Below are 18,180 nucleotides of genomic sequence, written 5' to 3'. Positions count from 1 at the left end.
TTATGAAATACAAACTATTGCTTTTCCTTCTATCAGCCGTCTTGTTATGTTATGTCTTTGGGTGTCGTAATAAGGTTCAGTCTAAGAAGCAAATCGATAGTTATGATTTACCACAGATCAAAGATAGTGGTGAACTTGTCGTATTGACTCTTTATGGATCGACTTCCTATTTTATATATAGGGGACAGGAGATGGGCTTTCAATATGAATTGAGCCAGCAATTTGCAAAAAGTTTAGGTCTGAAACTTCGTGTTGTTGTTGCCAAGAATGTCGCTGACCTTATTCATAAGCTTCGCGTCGGTGAAGGAGATATTATTGCTTATAACCTTCCTACAACGAAAAAGTGGAAAGATAGTTTGCTTTATTGTGGCGAAGAAGTCATTACTCACCAGGTTTTAATACAACGCAATGTGAGACGTGTCAAACCTTTAAACGACGTAACCCAACTTATTGGCAAAGAGATTTATGTCAAGCCGGGGAAATTTCATGATCGTTTGGTTAATCTTAATGAAGAACTTGGAGGGGGAGTGTTAATAAGGTCTGTTGAGGGAGATAGTGTGACAACCGAGGACCTTATTCAACAAGTTGCACAAGGGAAGATTTTATATACTATTGCAGATGATGATTTGGCTAAGTTGAATAAAACGTATTATCCGAATCTTAATATCGACTTAGCTGTTAGCTTTGATCAACGTTCATCTTGGGCTGTTCGCTTAGATTGTCCAGAATTGGCTAAGGCGGTTAACGATTGGCACAGAAAGAATAGCTCATCATCTGAATATAAGGCGAGTGTCAAGCGTTATTTTGAGATCAGCAAGCAAACTTTGCATACCCCAATCTTATCTTTGAGAGAAGGTAAGATTTCTCATTTTGATAAACTGTTTAAGAAATACGCTAAAGAGATTTCTTGGGATTGGCGTTTATTGGCGTCTGTTGCCTATACCGAATCGAATTTTGATACAACAGTTATCTCTTGGGCCGGTGCTCAAGGACTTATGCAACTTATGCCTTCTACGGCTAGGGCTATGGGTATTCCTTCCGGTAAAGAACATAACCCGGAGGAGAGTATAAAAGGGGCAGTAAAGTATATTGCCGCAACCGATAAACAATTAAGAATGGTCAAGGATAAGAATGAGAGGATCAACTTTATCCTTGCGGCATATAACGCTGGATTGGGACATGTCTTTGATGCAATGGCTTTAGCCGAGAAATATGGAAAGAACAAAACCGTGTGGAGGAATCATGTTGAAAAGTTCATTTTATTAAAAAGCAACGAACAGTATTATTCTGATCCGGTCTGTAAGAATGGTTATTTTCGTGGGATTGAAACTTATAACTTTGTAAGAGACATTAATACCCGATATAAAATATATAAGGATAAGATAAAGAACTGAATTCTGTTATCTCATCCTTGTTTTTTAGTCTTTTTAAAAAGAGTTTTATTGAATCAGAGCCTTTTGATGTCTCTTAGAAGAGATCTAGTTTATGCTCTTGTGCTTCTTTCAATGGTACAATTTCTCTTTGCATCTTTTGTCCCTTTTCTCTTAAAGCATTATACTCCTGTTCCAGTTCGGCGATAAGCAAGGACTTTTGTTCCGGATTGAGTAAGCGTGCGGCAACACCGGCATTCAAAGAAGCATCTTTTAAGTGAACGACCGGAGCACTATAGACTGGAGCGATCTTCAGTGCTGTGTGCATTTTCGATGTGGTTGCTCCGCCGATGAGTAATGGAATACTTAGGTGCGCTTTCTCTAACTCGCTTGCTACATGTACCATTTCTTCAAGCGATGGCGTGATCAATCCACTCAATCCAATCATATCGACTTTCTCTTCAACAGCCCGTTGGATGATGGTTTCGGTTGGTACCATTACACCTAAGTCTATGATCTCGTAACCATTGCATCCCATGACTACCGATACAATATTTTTCCCGATGTCGTGTACATCTCCCTTAACCGTTGCCAAAAGAACTTTTCCGGCCGATGTGCTATTGCCGGTTTTCTCAGATTCGATGACCGGTTGTAGTATAGATACCGCCTTCTTCATCGTTCGAGCTGTTTTTACGACTTGAGGTAAGAACATCTTTCCCGCACCAAAAAGTTCTCCTACATGGTTCATACCATCCATTAATGGACCTTCTATGATACTAACCGCTTTGTCGTATATAGCTAAGGCTTCGCTCAAATCTTGTTCAAGATAATCGCCAATACCTTTCATTAAAGCATACTTCAACCGCTCTTCAACACTCGTATCGCGCCATGCATCATGTTTATTTGTGGAAGATAGGGGTTGCTCACTTGAAGTTGCTTTTAAGCTTTCGGCCAATTCGATCAGTCGTTCTGCAGCGTCTGGTCGACGATTAAGAACAACGTCTTCAATCTGCTCTAGTGTATCAGTCGGAATGTCGGAGTAGAGAACCGAAGTGCTTGGGTTGACAATACCCATATCCATTCCTTTGCTAATCGCATGAAACAGAAAAACGGCGTGCATGGATTCACGTATATAGTTATTGCCACGGAAGGCAAACGATAAATTGCTAACTCCTCCGCTGACATGTGCGCCTGGGAGGTTCTTTTTAATCCAATCTGTTGCTTCGATGAAATCGACGCCGTAGTTATTGTGTTCCTCAATACCTGTAGCTATGGCCAAGATATTAGGGTCGAAAATAATATCATGAGGGTTGAATTTTACTTCTTCCACCAAAATGCGATAAGCTCGTTGGCAAACCTCTATCTTGCGTGCTGCGGTGTCGGCTTGTCCTTTTTCATCAAAAGCCATGACTACAACTGCAGCACCATATCTTTTAATCTTTTTGGCATGCTCAATAAACAAAGCTTCGCCTTCTTTTAATGAGATGGAGTTAACAATAGACTTTCCTTGTAAGCATTTCAATCCGGCTTCGATCACTTCCCATTTTGACGAGTCGATCATGACAGGTACACGTGCGATTTCCGGTTCAGAAGCCACTAGGTTCAAGAAGGTTACCATCTCGCTTTGTGCATCAAGCAACCCATCATCCATGTTAATGTCAATTACCAATGCACCGTCTTCAACTTGCTGTCTGGCTATGGTCAGTGCTTCGTCATATTTTTTCTCATTAATCAAACGCAAGAACTTCCGTGAGCCTGCGACGTTACAACGTTCGCCTACATTAATAAAGTTCATTTCCGGCTTAACTTCCAAACGCTCTAAACCTGATAACCACATGGCGTTAGGGACTGATACCGGAATATGAGGTTGAGCATTTTTGATCAAATTCGGGTATTCTGCGATGTAAGCATCGGTTGTACCACAGCAGCCTCCGATAATATTCACCATGCGTTCATGAATATATTCTTTAACCTCATGTGCCATATCTTCCGGCGTTTGGTCGTATTGCCCTAAACTATTAGGCAATCCTGCATTGGGGTAGGCACTAATATAATATGGAGCTTGGAGAGCTAGTTGTTGTAAGAACGGTTTTAGCTGTCGTGCACCAAACGAGCAGTTGAGCCCGATAGAGAAGATGTTTGCATGTTGAACAGAGGCTAAAAAGGCCTCAAGAGTCTGTCCGGACAATGTTCGTCCACCAGAGTCAGATACAGTAATAGAAAGCATGATCGGTACGGTCATTCCGACTTTGTTCATGGCTTCTTCTGCTGCATATATGGCCGCTTTGGCATTCAATGTGTCAAATATCGTTTCAATCAAAAGAGCATCCACTCCCTCTTTGAGTAAAACTTCCATTTGTTGTTGATAAGCCAAGGCTAACTCGTCGAAAGTCAGTGCTCTAAATGCCGGATTGTTGACATCCGGGCTCATTGAACAGGTTTTATTGGTTGGCCCGATTGATCCTGCTACAAATCGAGGTTTATCTGGAGTTTTTAAAGAATATTCATCAGCTAGTTCGCGAGCTAATTTGACCGCAGCACGATTAATCTCGTCAACATAACTCTCAACATGATAGTCTGCCATAGATATCGTTGTAGAGCTAAATGTATTGGTTTCGATAATATCGGCACCTGCTTCCAGATATTTGCGGTGAATCGCGCTGATTACATCAGGACGCGTCAAGCAGAGCAAATCATTATTACCTTTCAGTTGTCCCGGAATATCGGAAAAACGTTTATCGCGAAAATCTTCCTCTTTAAGATTAAATTGTTGGATCATGGTGCCCATAGCACCATCGAGTATCAAAATCCGTTCTGATACTAGCTGTGTAATCGTTTTCTTCTTCATCGGCCAATCGGCTTGTAGTGCTACCTATTAAAATTATTTTTTAAACATCCGATCCATATCCCTACGATCGTCTTTCTCTTTTAAAGCTTCTCTCTTGTCATATTGCTTTTTACCTTTAGCCAAAGCGATAACCACTTTAGCCAATCCTTTTTCATTGATGAACATTCGCACCGGTACGATCGTAAATCCGGCATCTTTAGTTCCCCGTTGTAGTTTATCTATTTCTTTCTTGTTCAAGAGCAACTTTCTATCTCTTCGTGCGGTGTGGTTGTTGTATGAGCCGTAAAAGTATTCAGCAATGTGCATGTTTTTCACCCATAATTCTCCTTTAGCAAAATAACAAAAGGTATCAACAAGGCTGGCTTTACCGAGCCTGATCGATTTGATTTCAGTACCGGTGAGTACAATACCCGCTGTATAGGTGTCGATTAATTCATAATCGAATGTTGCACGTTTATTTTTTATGTTGATCGGAGCTTGTTTCATTTTGAGAGTTTAGTTTAATACAACAATGAGCTTATTGAAGACGATTTGAATAATCCAAGGGCATACCATTAATAATACCGAAGCTATTATTGTAAATCGAAGTCTATTCTTCTCTTGAATTCCCAAAAGGAGAGGTGCTCCTTCCCAAACGATATAAAAAGTATACATTTGGAGAAAATAACCGATGATACGAAAAGCCGGAAGGATACCTGTGATGATGTCGAGTGAAAAGATCACAATCATGGCATATCCGGCAAAATATCTCATTTGAATGATGTCATCATCCATACCAAGCATCTTAATGCCGATTTGATTGATGAGATAGGCTGCTAAGAAGTAGCCTCCGAATAGGGATACGGCAACCGCACAACACACGGTCATAGCGATTTGAAAACTTTGTGGACCGCCCCATCCATAGTCGAGTAAAGATCCAATGAAAACTGATAGTCCACATAAACCAATCATAGGATAAACAAAAGTCATGTATACGTTTCGTTTATCCTCTTCCAACGAAATTTCCTCCCAAGCTTTAGCAGGGGAGGAAATCAGTTTTATGGTAATTTTAAATAATTCCTTATAGTTCAATGTCTTTAGTCTGTAAATTTATAATCGTAAGTATAAGTTTCTTCAGTTGCAAGATCTAACTTATTGTTATCTCTATTTTGCATGATAACAATTGAAACCTTTGTTGGTTTTGTGTCGTTATTATTTACTCGGTAGTCTAATATTGCTCCGGATAAATCGTATGCTTTATAGTCGTATGCATCTTTTGTTCTAGTGACTGTTTCTCCTTCTGGATCAGTAATTCCATGATATAGACGAAGTTTTAATGTTCCGTTTTCGGCCGGTTGAGTAGAATCGTATACTAGAGTAAACGCATGTCTTGCTATTTCATTATTTGCTTCTTCTTGCGAATTGATATCTCTAACCTTATAACCGATAGGGACAATTAACATGTTGCTATCGAAAAAGACGCCTTTTAAGGTTCCATATCCAGTTGATGGTTCCAAAGTCACCATTGGCGCATTCTCTGTAATATCTTCCGATGAACCGATTCTAACAGGAGTTCCATCGATATATTTAGGGTCGGCGAGTAAAGTAATTTGAACTTTTTCTGTATTTTCTTTAAGTTGAGAATAATCAAATTGGTAATAAATTAACGCCATCTTTCCATTAGTCGAACTAATGGCTTTATCAGGAATCAACTTGATGCCGGCAGCATTTGTAAACGAAATAGGAATGTCATATTGATTCACTTTTACAATTTCTGATCCGGTTCTGATTGTACTCTCGTCTCCATTCAAGCAAGAAGTTAATGATACTCCCATTAAAACCACGAGAGCCACCATTAAAAATTTCATTTGTTTCATAAACATGTTTTTAAGTTTGCAAAGATAAATAATTTCATTTTATAACTAATAAATGCTGTATCTTGAGAAATACTGCACTGCTTAGTCAACTATTTTTCCAAATAAACTTAGATGATCGTCGACGTATGTGGCTATGATGGCAGTCACTTGTTCTTCCATTTCGAAAAATTCCTCTTCTAGATCGTCAAAAGCTTCATATTCTTCGTACATGGCCATGAATTCATCATCTGTCCGCTCTTTTTCTAAATCAGCTTTATAAGCATCATAGATCTCTTTGGCCTTGTAAACTAGTTTGGAGAAATCATTCGCTCCCCACGTACGCATCACTTTCGCAAAAGGATTGGCGAAGATATATCCTCCATATCCATTTTGAATGAGTTGACAAAAACCTCCAATCATTAGTTCATCTCTGAATATCTGATAGGCTAAAAGAGAATGCTGTTCGCCGGTCAGAAGAGGCATTGACTCGGCTGTCAAACTTCCTTTAATCACCTCTTTGTATTTATCTGTAAATACTTGAATGAACTCATCCATGCCTAATTTTCCGGCAGTTTGTAAATCAGAACTTTGTATCTCTATCATATATGATTTGTCAGTTTATGCCACAAAACTACAAATTTTATTTCAATAACAGATATAAATTGAAATTATCTTATCATTTGTTTGTATTCTGGGAATATCTGACTAAATGTAAAGTCTACATTGCAAAAGCTAAACTTTAGTCGTTCTATTTGTATCTTTTTCACAAAAAAGTGTTTAGGAGCCATTTGTATAACCAAATAAAACGACTAACTTTGCGACCTATTTACGAAAAACGACTACATATTTTTATTATATCACTAAAAAAGAGCTAATTATGACTTATTCACACGAAGTGGAACACATGTGTGTTGTAAAGAAGGGTCCTAACCACGGACCGGCTCCCATACCCGAAGAAGGCAAATGGGTAAAATCTAAGGAAATTGTTGACATTTCAGGTTTAACACACGGTATTGGTTGGTGTGCTCCTCAACAAGGTGCTTGTAAACTGACACTTAACGTTAAAGAGGGTGTTATTCAAGAAGCTTTGATCGAAACAATCGGTTGTTCAGGTATGACTCACTCTGCAGCTATGGCTTCTGAGATTCTTCCTGGAAAAACAATTCTTGAAGCATTAAACACGGACTTAGTTTGTGATGCTATCAATACAGCAATGCGTGAATTGTTCTTGCAAATCGTTTACGGACGTACTCAATCGGCTTTCTCTGAAGGTGGTTTGTTGATCGGTGCAGGATTGGAAGACTTAGGTAAGGGATTACGTAGCCAGGTTGGTACATTGTATGGTACTTTAGCTAAAGGTCCTCGTTACCTTGAAATGGCTGAAGGCTATATCAAAACAATTGCACTTGACAAAAACGACGAAATTTGTGGTTACGAATTCGTTCATATGGGCAAGTTCATGGATGAGATTAAGAAGGGCACAGATGCTAACGAAGCATTGAAGAAAGTGACCGGTACTTACGGTCGTTTCACTGCTGAGCAAGGTGCAGTTAAACATATTGATCCACGTCACGAATAATATAAGGAGGAACAAATAATGATTAGAGAAGTAAAATTTGAAAGCCAAGACCGTCGTATCAAACAGATTATCGCTGCGTTGAACGAAAACGGCATTAAGGACATCGAAGAAGCAAACGCTATCTGCGAATCTTATGGTCTCGATCCTTATAAGACTTGTGAAGAAACTCAACCAATCTGTTTCGAAAATGCAAAATGGGCTTACGTTGTAGGTGCTGCTATCGCATTGAAGAAAGGTTGCAAAAACGCTGCTGATGCTGCTGAAGCTATTGGTATCGGTTTGCAAGCATTTTGTATTCCGGGTTCTGTAGCTGATGACCGTAACGTAGGTATCGGTCACGGTAACCTTGCTGCTATGTTGTTGCGTGAAGAAACAAAATGTTTTGCATTCTTGGCAGGTCACGAATCATTCGCTGCTGCTGAAGGTGCAATCAAGATCGCTGCAAAAGCTGACAAAGTACGTAAAGAACCTTTGCGTTGTATCTTGAACGGTTTGGGCAAAGACGCTGCACAAATCATCTCTCGTATCAACGGATTTACTTATGTTCAGACTCAGTTTGATTACTATACTAGCGAACTTACAGTGGTTCGTGAGATCGCTTACTCTGACGGTCCTCGTGCAAAAGTAAAATGCTACGGTGCTGATGATGTTCGTGAAGGCGTAGCTATCATGTGGAAAGAAGGTGTAGACGTATCTATCACAGGTAACTCTACTAACCCAACTCGTTTCCAACATCCAGTTGCTGGTACTTACAAGAAAGAACGTGTTCTTGCAGGTAAACCTTATTTCTCAGTTGCATCAGGTGGTGGTACAGGTCGTACTCTTCATCCAGATAACATGGCTGCCGGTCCTGCTTCTTATGGTATGACTGACACTATGGGTCGTATGCACTCAGATGCTCAATTCGCTGGTTCTTCATCAGTTCCTGCTCACGTAGAAATGATGGGATTCCTAGGTATTGGTAACAACCCAATGGTAGGTTGTACAGTAGCTTGTGCGGTTGACGTAGCTCAGACTTTGGGCAAGTAATTAGAATTACTTAATCAACATAATAAATCCCTGTAGTCTTAACGATTACAGGGATTTCTTGTTTCTATAGGTCTTGATAACAGAAAAATGTTTATCTTTGGGACTTTGTTTATTCCATCTATTAAATCATTCTACTGATGAACACAACTAACTCACGACTGCAGGTTGTAGATGCCTTGCGCGGCTTTGCTATCATTGCCATTATGCTTCTTCATAATTTGGAGCATTTCGATTTCTATTTTATTCCGAAGGACAGTCCGGAATGGTTACTCTCGCTCGATAAGAGTGTTTGGGAGACCCTCTTCTTTATTTTTGCCGGGAAGTCGTACGCGATTTTTGCTTTACTTTTTGGTTTGACATACTATATACAGTCGCATAACCAAGAGAAGAAAGGGTTTGATTTCCGAGCACGATTTGCTTGGCGGTTGGTCTTGCTGCTTGGCTTTGGGGTGATCAACTCTGCTTTTTTTCAAGGAGATATTTTAGCTATTTACGCCATCCTTGGCTTTGGATTGATTCCGGTATCGAAGTTAAATGATAAAGTCGTTTTCAGCATCGCTGTTTTCTTAATGTTACAACCCTATGAGTGGATTCGATTTATTGTCGCTGCTCAGCATCCCGATATGGTCTTGACTAATCCTGCTTCTTGGGCTTATTTTGGTCGAATGGGAGAGTACATCCCTAACGATTCGCTGACCGATACCTTGATCGGAAACTTATCTAATGGGCGTTTAGCTGTGCTCAATTGGACTTGGGAGAGCGGTCGTGTTTTTCAGACACTTTCTCTTTTCATGCTAGGAATGTTGTCGGGTAGAAGAGGGGTTTTCAAAGATACAATTGTTAATCGGAAGTTTTGGAAACGACTATTGGGATATGCTACCTTATGCTTTATTCCACTCTATTGGTTTAAAACCAATATAGCCCAATGGTTTGAGAGTGAGGCTATGAAGCGACCTCTTACGACCATTGTTACTTCTTGGACAAACTTTGCTTTTATGCTCGTTCTAGTCTCGTTGTTTGTTCTTCTTTATAAAAAAGGTGTCTTTAATAAGATCTTAAGTGTTTTTGTGCCGTTGGGCTGTATGAGTTTATCGAACTATTTTATTCAGTCGATACTCGGCTCATTTATTTATTATGGTTTTGGATTAGGCCTTTATCAATATACCGGTTCTACGCTTTGTCTATTCATCGGCTTGGCTTTAGGCACTTTAGAATGGTGCTTTAGCTTTTGGTGGATGAAGCATCATAAACGCGGACCGTTGGAGACGATTTGGCATCGATTGACTTGGATTAAGTCTTCTCCACGAAGCTGATAAGAGGGAATGCGCTAGATAAAGAAATAACCGTTTAATTCCTCCTCTATAGTCTGAAAGAATCACACTATGGAGGGGGAATGGTTTGGAAGGAGCTATCTGGGAGCAATTTAGGGAGTGATACCTCCTGCTGATATGACGTTTTTTCGATAACTCCGTCCTAATGTCTGTTGGTTTAACTTAAAATGGGTTTTCTCTAGGTGTGCAACGGTGTAGGTCTTGTCTATCCTTCGTCATATAAAGAGAGATAAACACTTTTCTTGAAGGCAATGATTATATCATGTTCAAAAACAGTCCCATCACCTCTTGATACGTCTCATCCAAATTGGACAACGTCTTTTCCTTTTGGAGTGAGATGTTACATTTTTTGCAGAAATCTTTAAATAGATGCTCTGTTTGTTCGTCGCTCACTTTAATTTTTATCGGTCGAGTGCCATAGTCGGTCAAGAGCATATGAGCAAAGTCATTCAATACCTGTTGGAAATTCTCATCCGGTTTAGATGTTGGTGTTGGGAGAAGCATACTACTCTCAGAATCTATGCATAGCATTATAGGTGGAAAATAAGGCGCCTCTTCCGGATCATCGTCGCTCACAGGAGCCAGGCTATATATCAGTCGGCATTCTAACGTGCCATGAGTCGGTAGATTTTTGATTTGATGACTTAAAATATCGTTGGTAAATGATGGTGTCGAGTAAGTCTCTTTGACCAGAGCCGGCAGTTTCGTTGTACTCAACTCATACGATCCATCGGTTTTTGGAACAAGCAGCGGCACACTCTTGCCACCTTTGTTGGTCGGGTAGTTACCCTTTGGGTCGAACCCCATCTCCTCAAAACACCGCTCCTTCTTAAGGCGTTCAATGAGAAAAGTAGCTGCCCGTAGCGCCTCTGTTATAAGGAGGCCATCCAACTCTTGAGTGATGAACCACTGTGCCTTATGAGGTGCGAACCGTATGAAATCCGGCCAGCCGAAAGGACGAGGAACCTTTATTCCATGCGCTTCGGCATACGCTCGAATAACCTGCTTGATTTCAGGAGGCATCGCGTCGGCATTCATAAAATCACAATTGATACAGTCAAATTTCTGCACAGCCGATTGAGCGTTCAGAAAATCAATTTTACTCAAAGAAAGCGTGTTTAAGAAAGTGACAAACCCTTTCTCTCCGATATAAAAGCCCAAAGAGTGGTGCTCCCCTGCATTCCCCATGATAGAGCAATAGCCGGTCTCGCCTGTCGAAAGGCGCACCGCAAAAACATCCGAATCGGTCAGCTCCTCCCACGGTTTAGTGGCTCTAAACGCAAAGGCTGCCGCAAGCATTGAATCTGTTAATACCATTTTAGTGCTAATTTGTTTGTTATAATGACTTCTTTTCTCAAAAAGTAACAAAGATATTTTTTTTTTGAAAAAGACTTTTTGAATTGTTTTTTTTGATCCCTCTACAGCGGAACATTATTTGTTTTATTCAAGCTGTTCTGTGAGTGGTTTGAGCATATAGATTACGGTTCGTCCCGCTCCGTGGCGTTCGAGTAGTCCCTCTTCGATGAATGAATTTAAGTTCCTCAATGCCGGCTCTTTTTTATTTTCGGTCAGTCGGCAGTATGCTTCGCGCGTGATAAACGGGTGACTTTCCAGATACTTTTTCAGCATTTCACGAGCCTTTTCCAGTGTATATTTGTTTGGTTCCGGTCGAGTCAAAGACGTTTTGCGTTCCAATTTCATCTGGCTTCGCACCTCCCTTTTAAATGTTTTATTCACTCGGAAATTGATATTTTTCAAGTCGATGGAGTTGGCCCGTACCTCCTCCTTACTTATCACTTTAGGTCCTTCTAGTGAGAGAGAGAAATAGCCGATATCATCTAGGCTCACATTCCAGCCGTTGGCCAATAAATCTTTCAGTTCACTTTGGAACGCGTCCATGGCTCCTGCCAAGACACTTTTATTGAGGTGGCAAAACCGGCTGACATGTTCTAGGAATTCCTCCTTTTCGATGGTTCCTTTAGATACGATACGTGGGTAAAGAGGTTGTTCCTCACCCGTTTGCTGGACATCCGCTGCAGGATAAAGGTCGTAATAAAGACTCATAATTCTATTTGTTTTTAGAGTTAGATTAAGAGGCTGTTTAAATTTTTACATTTTCCTTGAATACATTTTCTTTGAATGTATTTAGATTGGCTTTATCGACCTATCTTGGCCCAAATTTAAACAAGCTCTAAGTTGTTTATGCGTTAACTAAGGTTACTGTTTTTTCTTGCAAGAGCTAAGGATCTGGCTTGCGACAGTTTAATCGTTAGCCTATAGGCATTCTTTCGTTAGCCCATAGGCAATGTTTCGTTAGACTATAGGTAATGTTTCGTTAGCCTATAGGTTAACGATTAAATAGTGCCTAACAAAAGTACTAAACATCGCGAAGAAAAACAATAGCGGCGGCGAGAAATTTTCTACGTCGATCTTTTTATGTATTGAGCCCATTTTAAAAAGTAAACGGGACGATAGATGGTTATAAAAGATCTCCCGAGTAGCTTGTATAAGTGACCTGAAAGTAATACTTTTAAGGTCTAAATCAAGGTTGTAATATATTTAAGAAGACAGACGTGTAGATACTAATTGAAAAGTGCCTTAAAAGCATTTGTAAATCCAAAAAGGAAAAATTATATTTGCAGAAATTTAAACAAAACAGAAACTATACAGGGTTTAAATTACACTCCCATTTAAATTACACTTTCATTAAATCCATAGTTCTTTCCTCTTGTTGAAAGACGATGAATTTAGTCTAAACTTAGTGATATGCAATATAGATTATATCCCCTTTTGATAAAGTGCAGTAATGACATTATCATCTTTACTATTCTATTGATGTGCATGAGTTGTCACTCTTCGTTAACCAAGAGAACAGAGGGCGAACACATCCTTTCAGATACGACTCTAATTCACATTACAGTTGATCCGGCTGGCGGAGAAGCGGTCGCTTTTGATAGCTTGATTGATAATATTTCATTTATCCGCTTAGCCACCAATGATCAGTGCCTTATTGGTGAAGTTAACCAAGTACTTTGCACGGGTAATCTTATATTCATTTTGGATACTTTTATAGCTAATTCGGTCTACTGTTTTGATAAGCAAGGACATTTTATTCGAAAAATAGGAAATATGGGCGAAGGTCCTGGAGAATATTTACGCTTGTGTAATATTGCGTTAACGGGTGATCAGAAACAAATCGTCTTATATGACTGGAGCCGTCTGCATTATTATGATTTGGAGGGTAACTTTGTAAAAGATGAGTCCCCTACATTCTATGTGAACGACATCAAGTTTATGACAAACAACTTTCTGGTAGGGTTTAACGATTCTGGCAGTAATGATACCTCTGGTCAACGTATGCTCACTGTTCATAATGAGGATCTAGAATTGATTTATAATGAGTTTCCAACTTATCACACTTCTGCTTTCCATCTTAGTCCTAACATGTATCCTTTGCGACAGTTTGGTAAAGATATCTATCTGAATAATCCATGGACTAATTCAGTTTATCTGATAAAGGAAGATAAATGTCATGAAATATACCGCTTAGATATTGTAGGCGGAGGATTCCCTGAAATAGCAGAAAATATGGATGCTGACACTTTTTCAAAAATAAAAAATACAAGAATTACTTTTGACGATTATGTCGTGCTCAAAAACCACGCTCTTTTTTATTTTCATCAAGATGGATTTACATGGTCTCCTTTTGTGGTTTATTCGCATAAAACAAAGCAGACCTATAAATGCAGTGGTGCAACTTCCAATCCATTGTTTTTTGCTCATTCTCCCGGCAACGTACCTCCGATTCGGTATAATGATGAAACTTTTTTAGTCGCTAAATCAGCTGTAAAAGTGATGGAAATGAAAGAGAGTATTTTTAATAGTCCATTAATTACTGATCCCCAATTAACTCAATTGTATGATGGCTTGACAGAGGACAGTAATCCTGTGTTATTCCTTTTACATGTAAAACCAATTTGATTGTAATCAGCAAATTTAAAGGCATCATCTTTTTGCAAAATTGAATCAACTGTTTTATTCATACTTATGAATGCTCGAATAGGGGAATTGTTGAAACAGAGTGTGAAGAGTGATGGTGTCATTAATTCGTTTTCGGATATTAAAGCTGAGTTTTCACTTTTCGATTCGATATTCTTGGGATGAGAGTTGCTGAAACTTGCAAATGAGATTGCTAGTTCGGAATTGAAGGGAAGTCAATTGGAGCTGACTCTTGAAGAAAAATCTTTTTACGATGCACTGACTAAACCGCAGGCTGTTCATGATGTGTATTCAAATGAAGAGTTGGTCGCTATGACAAAGGAGTTGGCGGATACGTTACGGAAAAATAAAACAATCGATTGGCAGAAAAAGGAGTCGGCAAGGGCCGGGATGCGTAAAATAATTAAGCGACTCCTGAAAAAATATCATTATCCACCGGAAGAGGCTGCTAGTGCTTTGGAAACGGTGATTCGTCAATGTGAACAGTGGACTGATAATGGGGATGATTATTCTTCGGTAGATGAGAAGGTGGTGGGATATGATTTTCAAGAGAGTTATTATACTGTTGCGGTGGATTCTCGCCTTAAATACGAAAAATAATCAGAGCATCGTTTTTTTTATCGTTCAGTGTCGAACATTAAAGCACCATACCCCTTCTGCGATATTATATATTTGCAACGTGATCACAAAGAAATAATTTAGTAATAAAAATTTAAAACTTAAAAGATTATGTTGAAGTATGTAGTAAAGAAAAAGGTATTTGGTTTTGATAAAACTAAAACTGAAAAATTTGTCGCTCAAAACGTGATTACCAATACGGTGAAGTTTGATGATTTATGCCATGAGATTTCGAAGGTTGGGTTGGTTCCGAGTGGAGTCGTTAAGTTTGTGCTCGATGGGTTGATTGATACGTTGAATATCAACTTGAATAAAGGGATGTCGGTGCAATTGGGTGATTTTGGATGTTTCCGCCCGGGTATTAATTGTAAATCTCAAGATAAGGCTGATTTTGTTGATTGTAAATGCATTGAACGTGTGAAGATTATTTTCACACCGGGCGCTAAATTTAGGGAAATGTTGAACGAAGCGAGTCTGGAACGACTAGGCAATGATCATAAAGATCATGCGAATGAAGCTCCCGATCCTCAGGAAAAGCCGGGAGAAGCCCCTGATCCGATAGGGTAGTGGATTAATATAAAAATCAGAAGAGTGATGATCATCGACTCTTCTGATTTTTTTTGTGTTTTATGACGCTGGATTTAGTCGTTTTTTTTAGTTTTTGTTTGTACCTTTATACCTTCATAAACCTAGACCTTTAGTTATGAATCAAAATTACATTGAAGAATCTGAATTTCGGATCAAAACTTATTCTAAGAGGGAGTTAGCTTGTCTTTATTTGCCCGAAACAACACCAAGATGTGCTATGCGGACGTTTATTCGTTGGATCAGAAAAAACAGGGCTTTGTGTGAAACGCTGAGACAGTTGGGTTGCAATGTTCGTACGCGGACGTTTACCCCGCGACAAGTGCAACTGATCGTAGAGACATTTGATGTGCCTTAATTGACACGTTTGGCTTTCACGATGAAAGCCTCTAAAAACTCTCATGAACTTAAAAATCACCTTTACCACAGATTATTGGAGTAAAGGTGATTTTTCTATATGATGTAATCGGTAAATATAAAGTAATTGTGTAATTGGTCTTTTGGCTTATTCTCAATTTCTTTTTTATACCTTATAAACACTTCGTTAGAGGTAGTATCTGTTTGTTGTACTATGCTATGACACGTAATCATGCCAATAATCTCGCGTTTGTAATCCCCGCGAGCACTTCTACTTATACTTACGCGCTCCCGCGCTCTCACGCACGCACGTGTGAATATTATATGGTGTTTGTTTTTCCGCCCCTTGACTCACCCCTCTAAAACTATGTTTTGTAACCTGTCTATTTTTCAACCCTTTATCTATTATCTTTAAAAAAACTCAGAAAAAACCTTCTGATGGATTTGTGTATTGCCGCTTAATGCTCTACTTTTGCATCCGCTTTGCAAGAGAGACAAAGCCTTTTGATTGACATTTTGTTTTGGTTCGATGGCCGAATGGGTTCTCCGGATACTTTTTTCAGTAGTTTCCCTTTGAGGTGACTTTGATTCGCTTTAAAAATTAAATTAAAAATAACTTCGAAAAGAGTTGTTGTTTTAATATTAAAGTTTGTATCTTTGCAGTCCGATTCGCTTAGGTTTTCAGCCTTTCGATTTTGAATGGTTCTTTCGCAAGAGAGTTTACTGATTTGAAGTTGAAAAAACCTGAAAGATTAACTTTAAAAAAAACTTTCCAAAACGTTTGGTGGTTTGCTTAAAGAGTTTTACCTTTGCACCCGCTTTTGAATCGAAGATTTGATCAGAAGCCACGTTCTTTGAAATATTGATAAACAATACAAGTAGTACAAGTAAAAAACAAGAACCGTCAATACTTATTATTAGGTATTATTAGATCGTCAATAAATTTTTACGGTATCCTGAACAGAGCTAAAAAGGTATTGGCTTTTATTTATATAAGAGTTAATATTCAAACAATATTATTACAATGAAGAGTTTGATCCTGGCTCAGGATGAACGCTAGCTACAGGCTTAACACATGCAAGTCGAGGGGCATCAGGGATTAGCAATAATCTGCTGGCGACCGGCGCACGGGTGAGTAACACGTATTCAACCTTCCGATAACTCGGGGATAGCCTTTCGAAAGAAAGATTAATACTCGATAGTATATTTTCTTCGCATGTTGAAAATATTAAAGAATTTCGGTTATCGATGGGAATGCGTTCCATTAGGCAGTTGGCGGGGTAACGGCCCACCAAACCTACGATGGATAGGGGTTCTGAGAGGAAGGTCCCCCACATTGGAACTGAGACACGGTCCAAACTCCTACGGGAGGCAGCAGTGAGGAATATTGGTCAATGGACGGAAGTCTGAACCAGCCAAGTAGCGTGAAGGATGACTGCCCTATGGGTTGTAAACTTCTTTTATATGGGAATAAAGTGCGCCACGTGTGGTGTTTTGTATGTACCATTATGAATAAGCATCGGCTAACTCCGTGCCAGCAGCCGCGGTAATACGGAGGATGCGAGCGTTATCCGGATTTATTGGGTTTAAAGGGAGCGTAGGTGGGCTGGTAAGTCAGCTGTGAAAGTTTGCGGCTCAACCGTAAAATTGCAGTTGATACTGTCAGTCTTGAGTACAGTAGAGGTTAGCGGAATTCGTGGTGTAGCGGTGAAATGCTTAGATATCACGAAGAACTCCAATTGCGAAGGCAGCTGACTAGACTGTTACTGACACTGATGCTCGAAAGTGTGGGTATCAAACAGGATTAGATACCCTGGTAGTCCACACAGTAAACGATGAATACTCGCTGTTTGCGATATACAGTAAGCGGCCAAGCGAAAGCGTTAAGTATTCCACCTGGGGAGTACGCCGGCAACGGTGAAACTCAAAGGAATTGACGGGGGCCCGCACAAGCGGAGGAACATGTGGTTTAATTCGATGATACGCGAGGAACCTTACCCGGGCTTAAATTGCAAATGAATATAGTTGAAAGATTATAGCCGCAAGGCATTTGTGAAGGTGCTGCATGGTTGTCGTCAGCTCGTGCCGTGAGGTGTCGGCTTAAGTGCCATAACGAGCGCAACCCTTATCTTTAGTTACTAACAGGTCATGCTGAGGACTCTAGAGAGACTGCCGTCGTAAGATGTGAGGAAGGTGGGGATGACGTCAAATCAGCACGGCCCTTACGTCCGGGGCTACACACGTGTTACAATGGGAGGTACAACAGGCAGCTACACGGCGACGTGATGCTAATCCCCAAAACCTCTCTCAGTTCGGATTGGAGTCTGCAACCCGACTCCATGAAGCTGGATTCGCTAGTAATCGCGCATCAGCCACGGCGCGGTGAATACGTTCCCGGGCCTTGTACACACCGCCCGTCAAGCCATGAAAGCCGGGGGTACCTGAAGTACGTAACCGTAAGGAGCGTCCTAGGGTAAAACTGGTAATTGGGGCTAAGTCGTAACAAGGTAGCCGTACCGGAAGGTGCGGCTGGAACACCTCCTTTCTGGAGCGATACCGTTCAAATGACGATTAATGGTTCTTGGTTTTTGTACTACTGGTACTTGTTTATTTAAGATATAGATCTTTA

At 39.9% G+C, this 18,180-nt stretch carries 14 protein-coding genes, 1 rRNA gene and 1 pseudogene; 9 read left to right on the top strand and 7 right to left on the bottom strand.

The features are described from left to right. Positions 1 to 2: 2 nt before the first annotated feature. A complete protein-coding gene (locus AC4PG5_RS05835) occupies positions 3 to 1,394 on the top strand; it encodes an MltF family protein (RefSeq protein ID WP_492030478.1) in 1,392 nt (463 codons plus the stop codon). Between the two features lie 73 nt (positions 1,395 to 1,467). Here the strand turns inward: AC4PG5_RS05835 and metH are convergent, their stop codons facing one another. From metH to AC4PG5_RS05810, 5 genes are all read right to left on the bottom strand, one after another. After that, positions 1,468 to 4,218: a methionine synthase gene (metH, locus tag AC4PG5_RS05830; protein WP_492030477.1), complete on the bottom strand. Its 2,751-nt coding sequence runs from the start codon at positions 4,216 to 4,218 to the stop codon at positions 1,468 to 1,470. 33 nt (positions 4,219 to 4,251) lie between these two features. Then, entirely contained in the window at positions 4,252 to 4,704 is a 453-nt protein-coding gene (gene smpB, locus AC4PG5_RS05825) for an SsrA-binding protein (RefSeq protein WP_492030476.1), read from the bottom strand. A gap of 9 nt (positions 4,705 to 4,713) precedes the next feature. Beyond that, on the bottom strand, positions 4,714 to 5,259 hold the full coding sequence (locus tag AC4PG5_RS05820; RefSeq protein ID WP_492030698.1) for a Yip1 family protein: 546 nt from the start codon (positions 5,257 to 5,259) through the stop codon (positions 4,714 to 4,716). Positions 5,260 to 5,294: 35 nt separating this feature from the next. After that, entirely contained in the window at positions 5,295 to 6,074 is a 780-nt protein-coding gene (locus tag AC4PG5_RS05815) for a hypothetical protein (protein WP_492030475.1), read from the bottom strand. Between the two features lie 81 nt (positions 6,075 to 6,155). Beyond that, positions 6,156 to 6,656 (bottom strand): DMP19 family protein, encoded by a 501-nt coding sequence (locus AC4PG5_RS05810; RefSeq protein ID WP_492030474.1) that lies wholly within the window; start codon positions 6,654 to 6,656, stop codon positions 6,156 to 6,158. Positions 6,657 to 6,930: 274 nt separating this feature from the next. On the opposite strand from AC4PG5_RS05810, the gene AC4PG5_RS05805 reads away from it, so the two are divergent. The 3 genes from AC4PG5_RS05805 (at position 6,931) to AC4PG5_RS05795 (ending at position 9,974) form a co-directional block, all read left to right on the top strand. Further along, a complete protein-coding gene (locus AC4PG5_RS05805) occupies positions 6,931 to 7,632 on the top strand; it encodes an iron-sulfur cluster assembly scaffold protein (RefSeq protein WP_492030473.1) in 702 nt (233 codons plus the stop codon). Positions 7,633 to 7,650: 18 nt separating this feature from the next. After that, entirely contained in the window at positions 7,651 to 8,661 is a 1,011-nt protein-coding gene (locus AC4PG5_RS05800; protein ID WP_492030472.1) for a GGGtGRT protein, read from the top strand. A 137-nt stretch (positions 8,662 to 8,798) separates the two neighbouring features. Beyond that, complete coding sequence (locus AC4PG5_RS05795) at positions 8,799 to 9,974, top strand: DUF418 domain-containing protein (protein ID WP_492030471.1); 1,176 nt, start codon at positions 8,799 to 8,801, stop codon at positions 9,972 to 9,974. Between the two features lie 273 nt (positions 9,975 to 10,247). Here the strand turns inward: AC4PG5_RS05795 and AC4PG5_RS05790 are convergent, their stop codons facing one another. Beyond that, entirely contained in the window at positions 10,248 to 11,309 is a 1,062-nt protein-coding gene (locus tag AC4PG5_RS05790) for a DUF7309 domain-containing protein (RefSeq protein ID WP_492030470.1), read from the bottom strand. A 123-nt stretch (positions 11,310 to 11,432) separates the two neighbouring features. Beyond that, positions 11,433 to 12,056: an HU family DNA-binding protein gene (locus AC4PG5_RS05785; RefSeq protein ID WP_492030469.1), complete on the bottom strand. Its 624-nt coding sequence runs from the start codon at positions 12,054 to 12,056 to the stop codon at positions 11,433 to 11,435. 702 nt (positions 12,057 to 12,758) lie between these two features. Between AC4PG5_RS05785 and AC4PG5_RS05780 the strand changes: the two genes are divergently transcribed. The 5 genes and pseudogenes from AC4PG5_RS05780 to AC4PG5_RS05760 all read left to right on the top strand — a co-directional run bounded on the left by AC4PG5_RS05780 (position 12,759) and on the right by AC4PG5_RS05760 (position 18,096). Beyond that, positions 12,759 to 13,973, top strand: coding sequence for a DUF4934 domain-containing protein (locus AC4PG5_RS05780; protein WP_492030468.1), 1,215 nt, complete (start codon positions 12,759 to 12,761; stop codon positions 13,971 to 13,973). Positions 13,974 to 14,039: 66 nt separating this feature from the next. Beyond that, positions 14,040 to 14,591, top strand: a pseudogene (locus AC4PG5_RS05775) (type I restriction enzyme endonuclease domain-containing protein); the annotation flags it as partial. 126 nt (positions 14,592 to 14,717) lie between these two features. Next, positions 14,718 to 15,176, top strand: a complete 459-nt coding sequence (locus AC4PG5_RS05770; RefSeq protein ID WP_492030697.1) for an HU family DNA-binding protein — start codon at positions 14,718 to 14,720, stop codon at positions 15,174 to 15,176. 136 nt (positions 15,177 to 15,312) lie between these two features. Continuing rightward, positions 15,313 to 15,552, top strand: a complete 240-nt coding sequence (locus tag AC4PG5_RS05765; protein WP_492030467.1) for a DUF4248 domain-containing protein — start codon at positions 15,313 to 15,315, stop codon at positions 15,550 to 15,552. Positions 15,553 to 16,572: 1,020 nt separating this feature from the next. Beyond that, a 16S ribosomal RNA gene (locus tag AC4PG5_RS05760) occupies positions 16,573 to 18,096 on the top strand. The last annotated feature ends 84 nt before the right edge of the window (positions 18,097 to 18,180 follow it).

Source organism: Bacteroides sp. QWL-09 (assembly GCF_058683585.1).
Note: the sequence above shows the minus strand (reverse complement) of the source record. Positions and strands in the feature narration are given on the sequence as shown.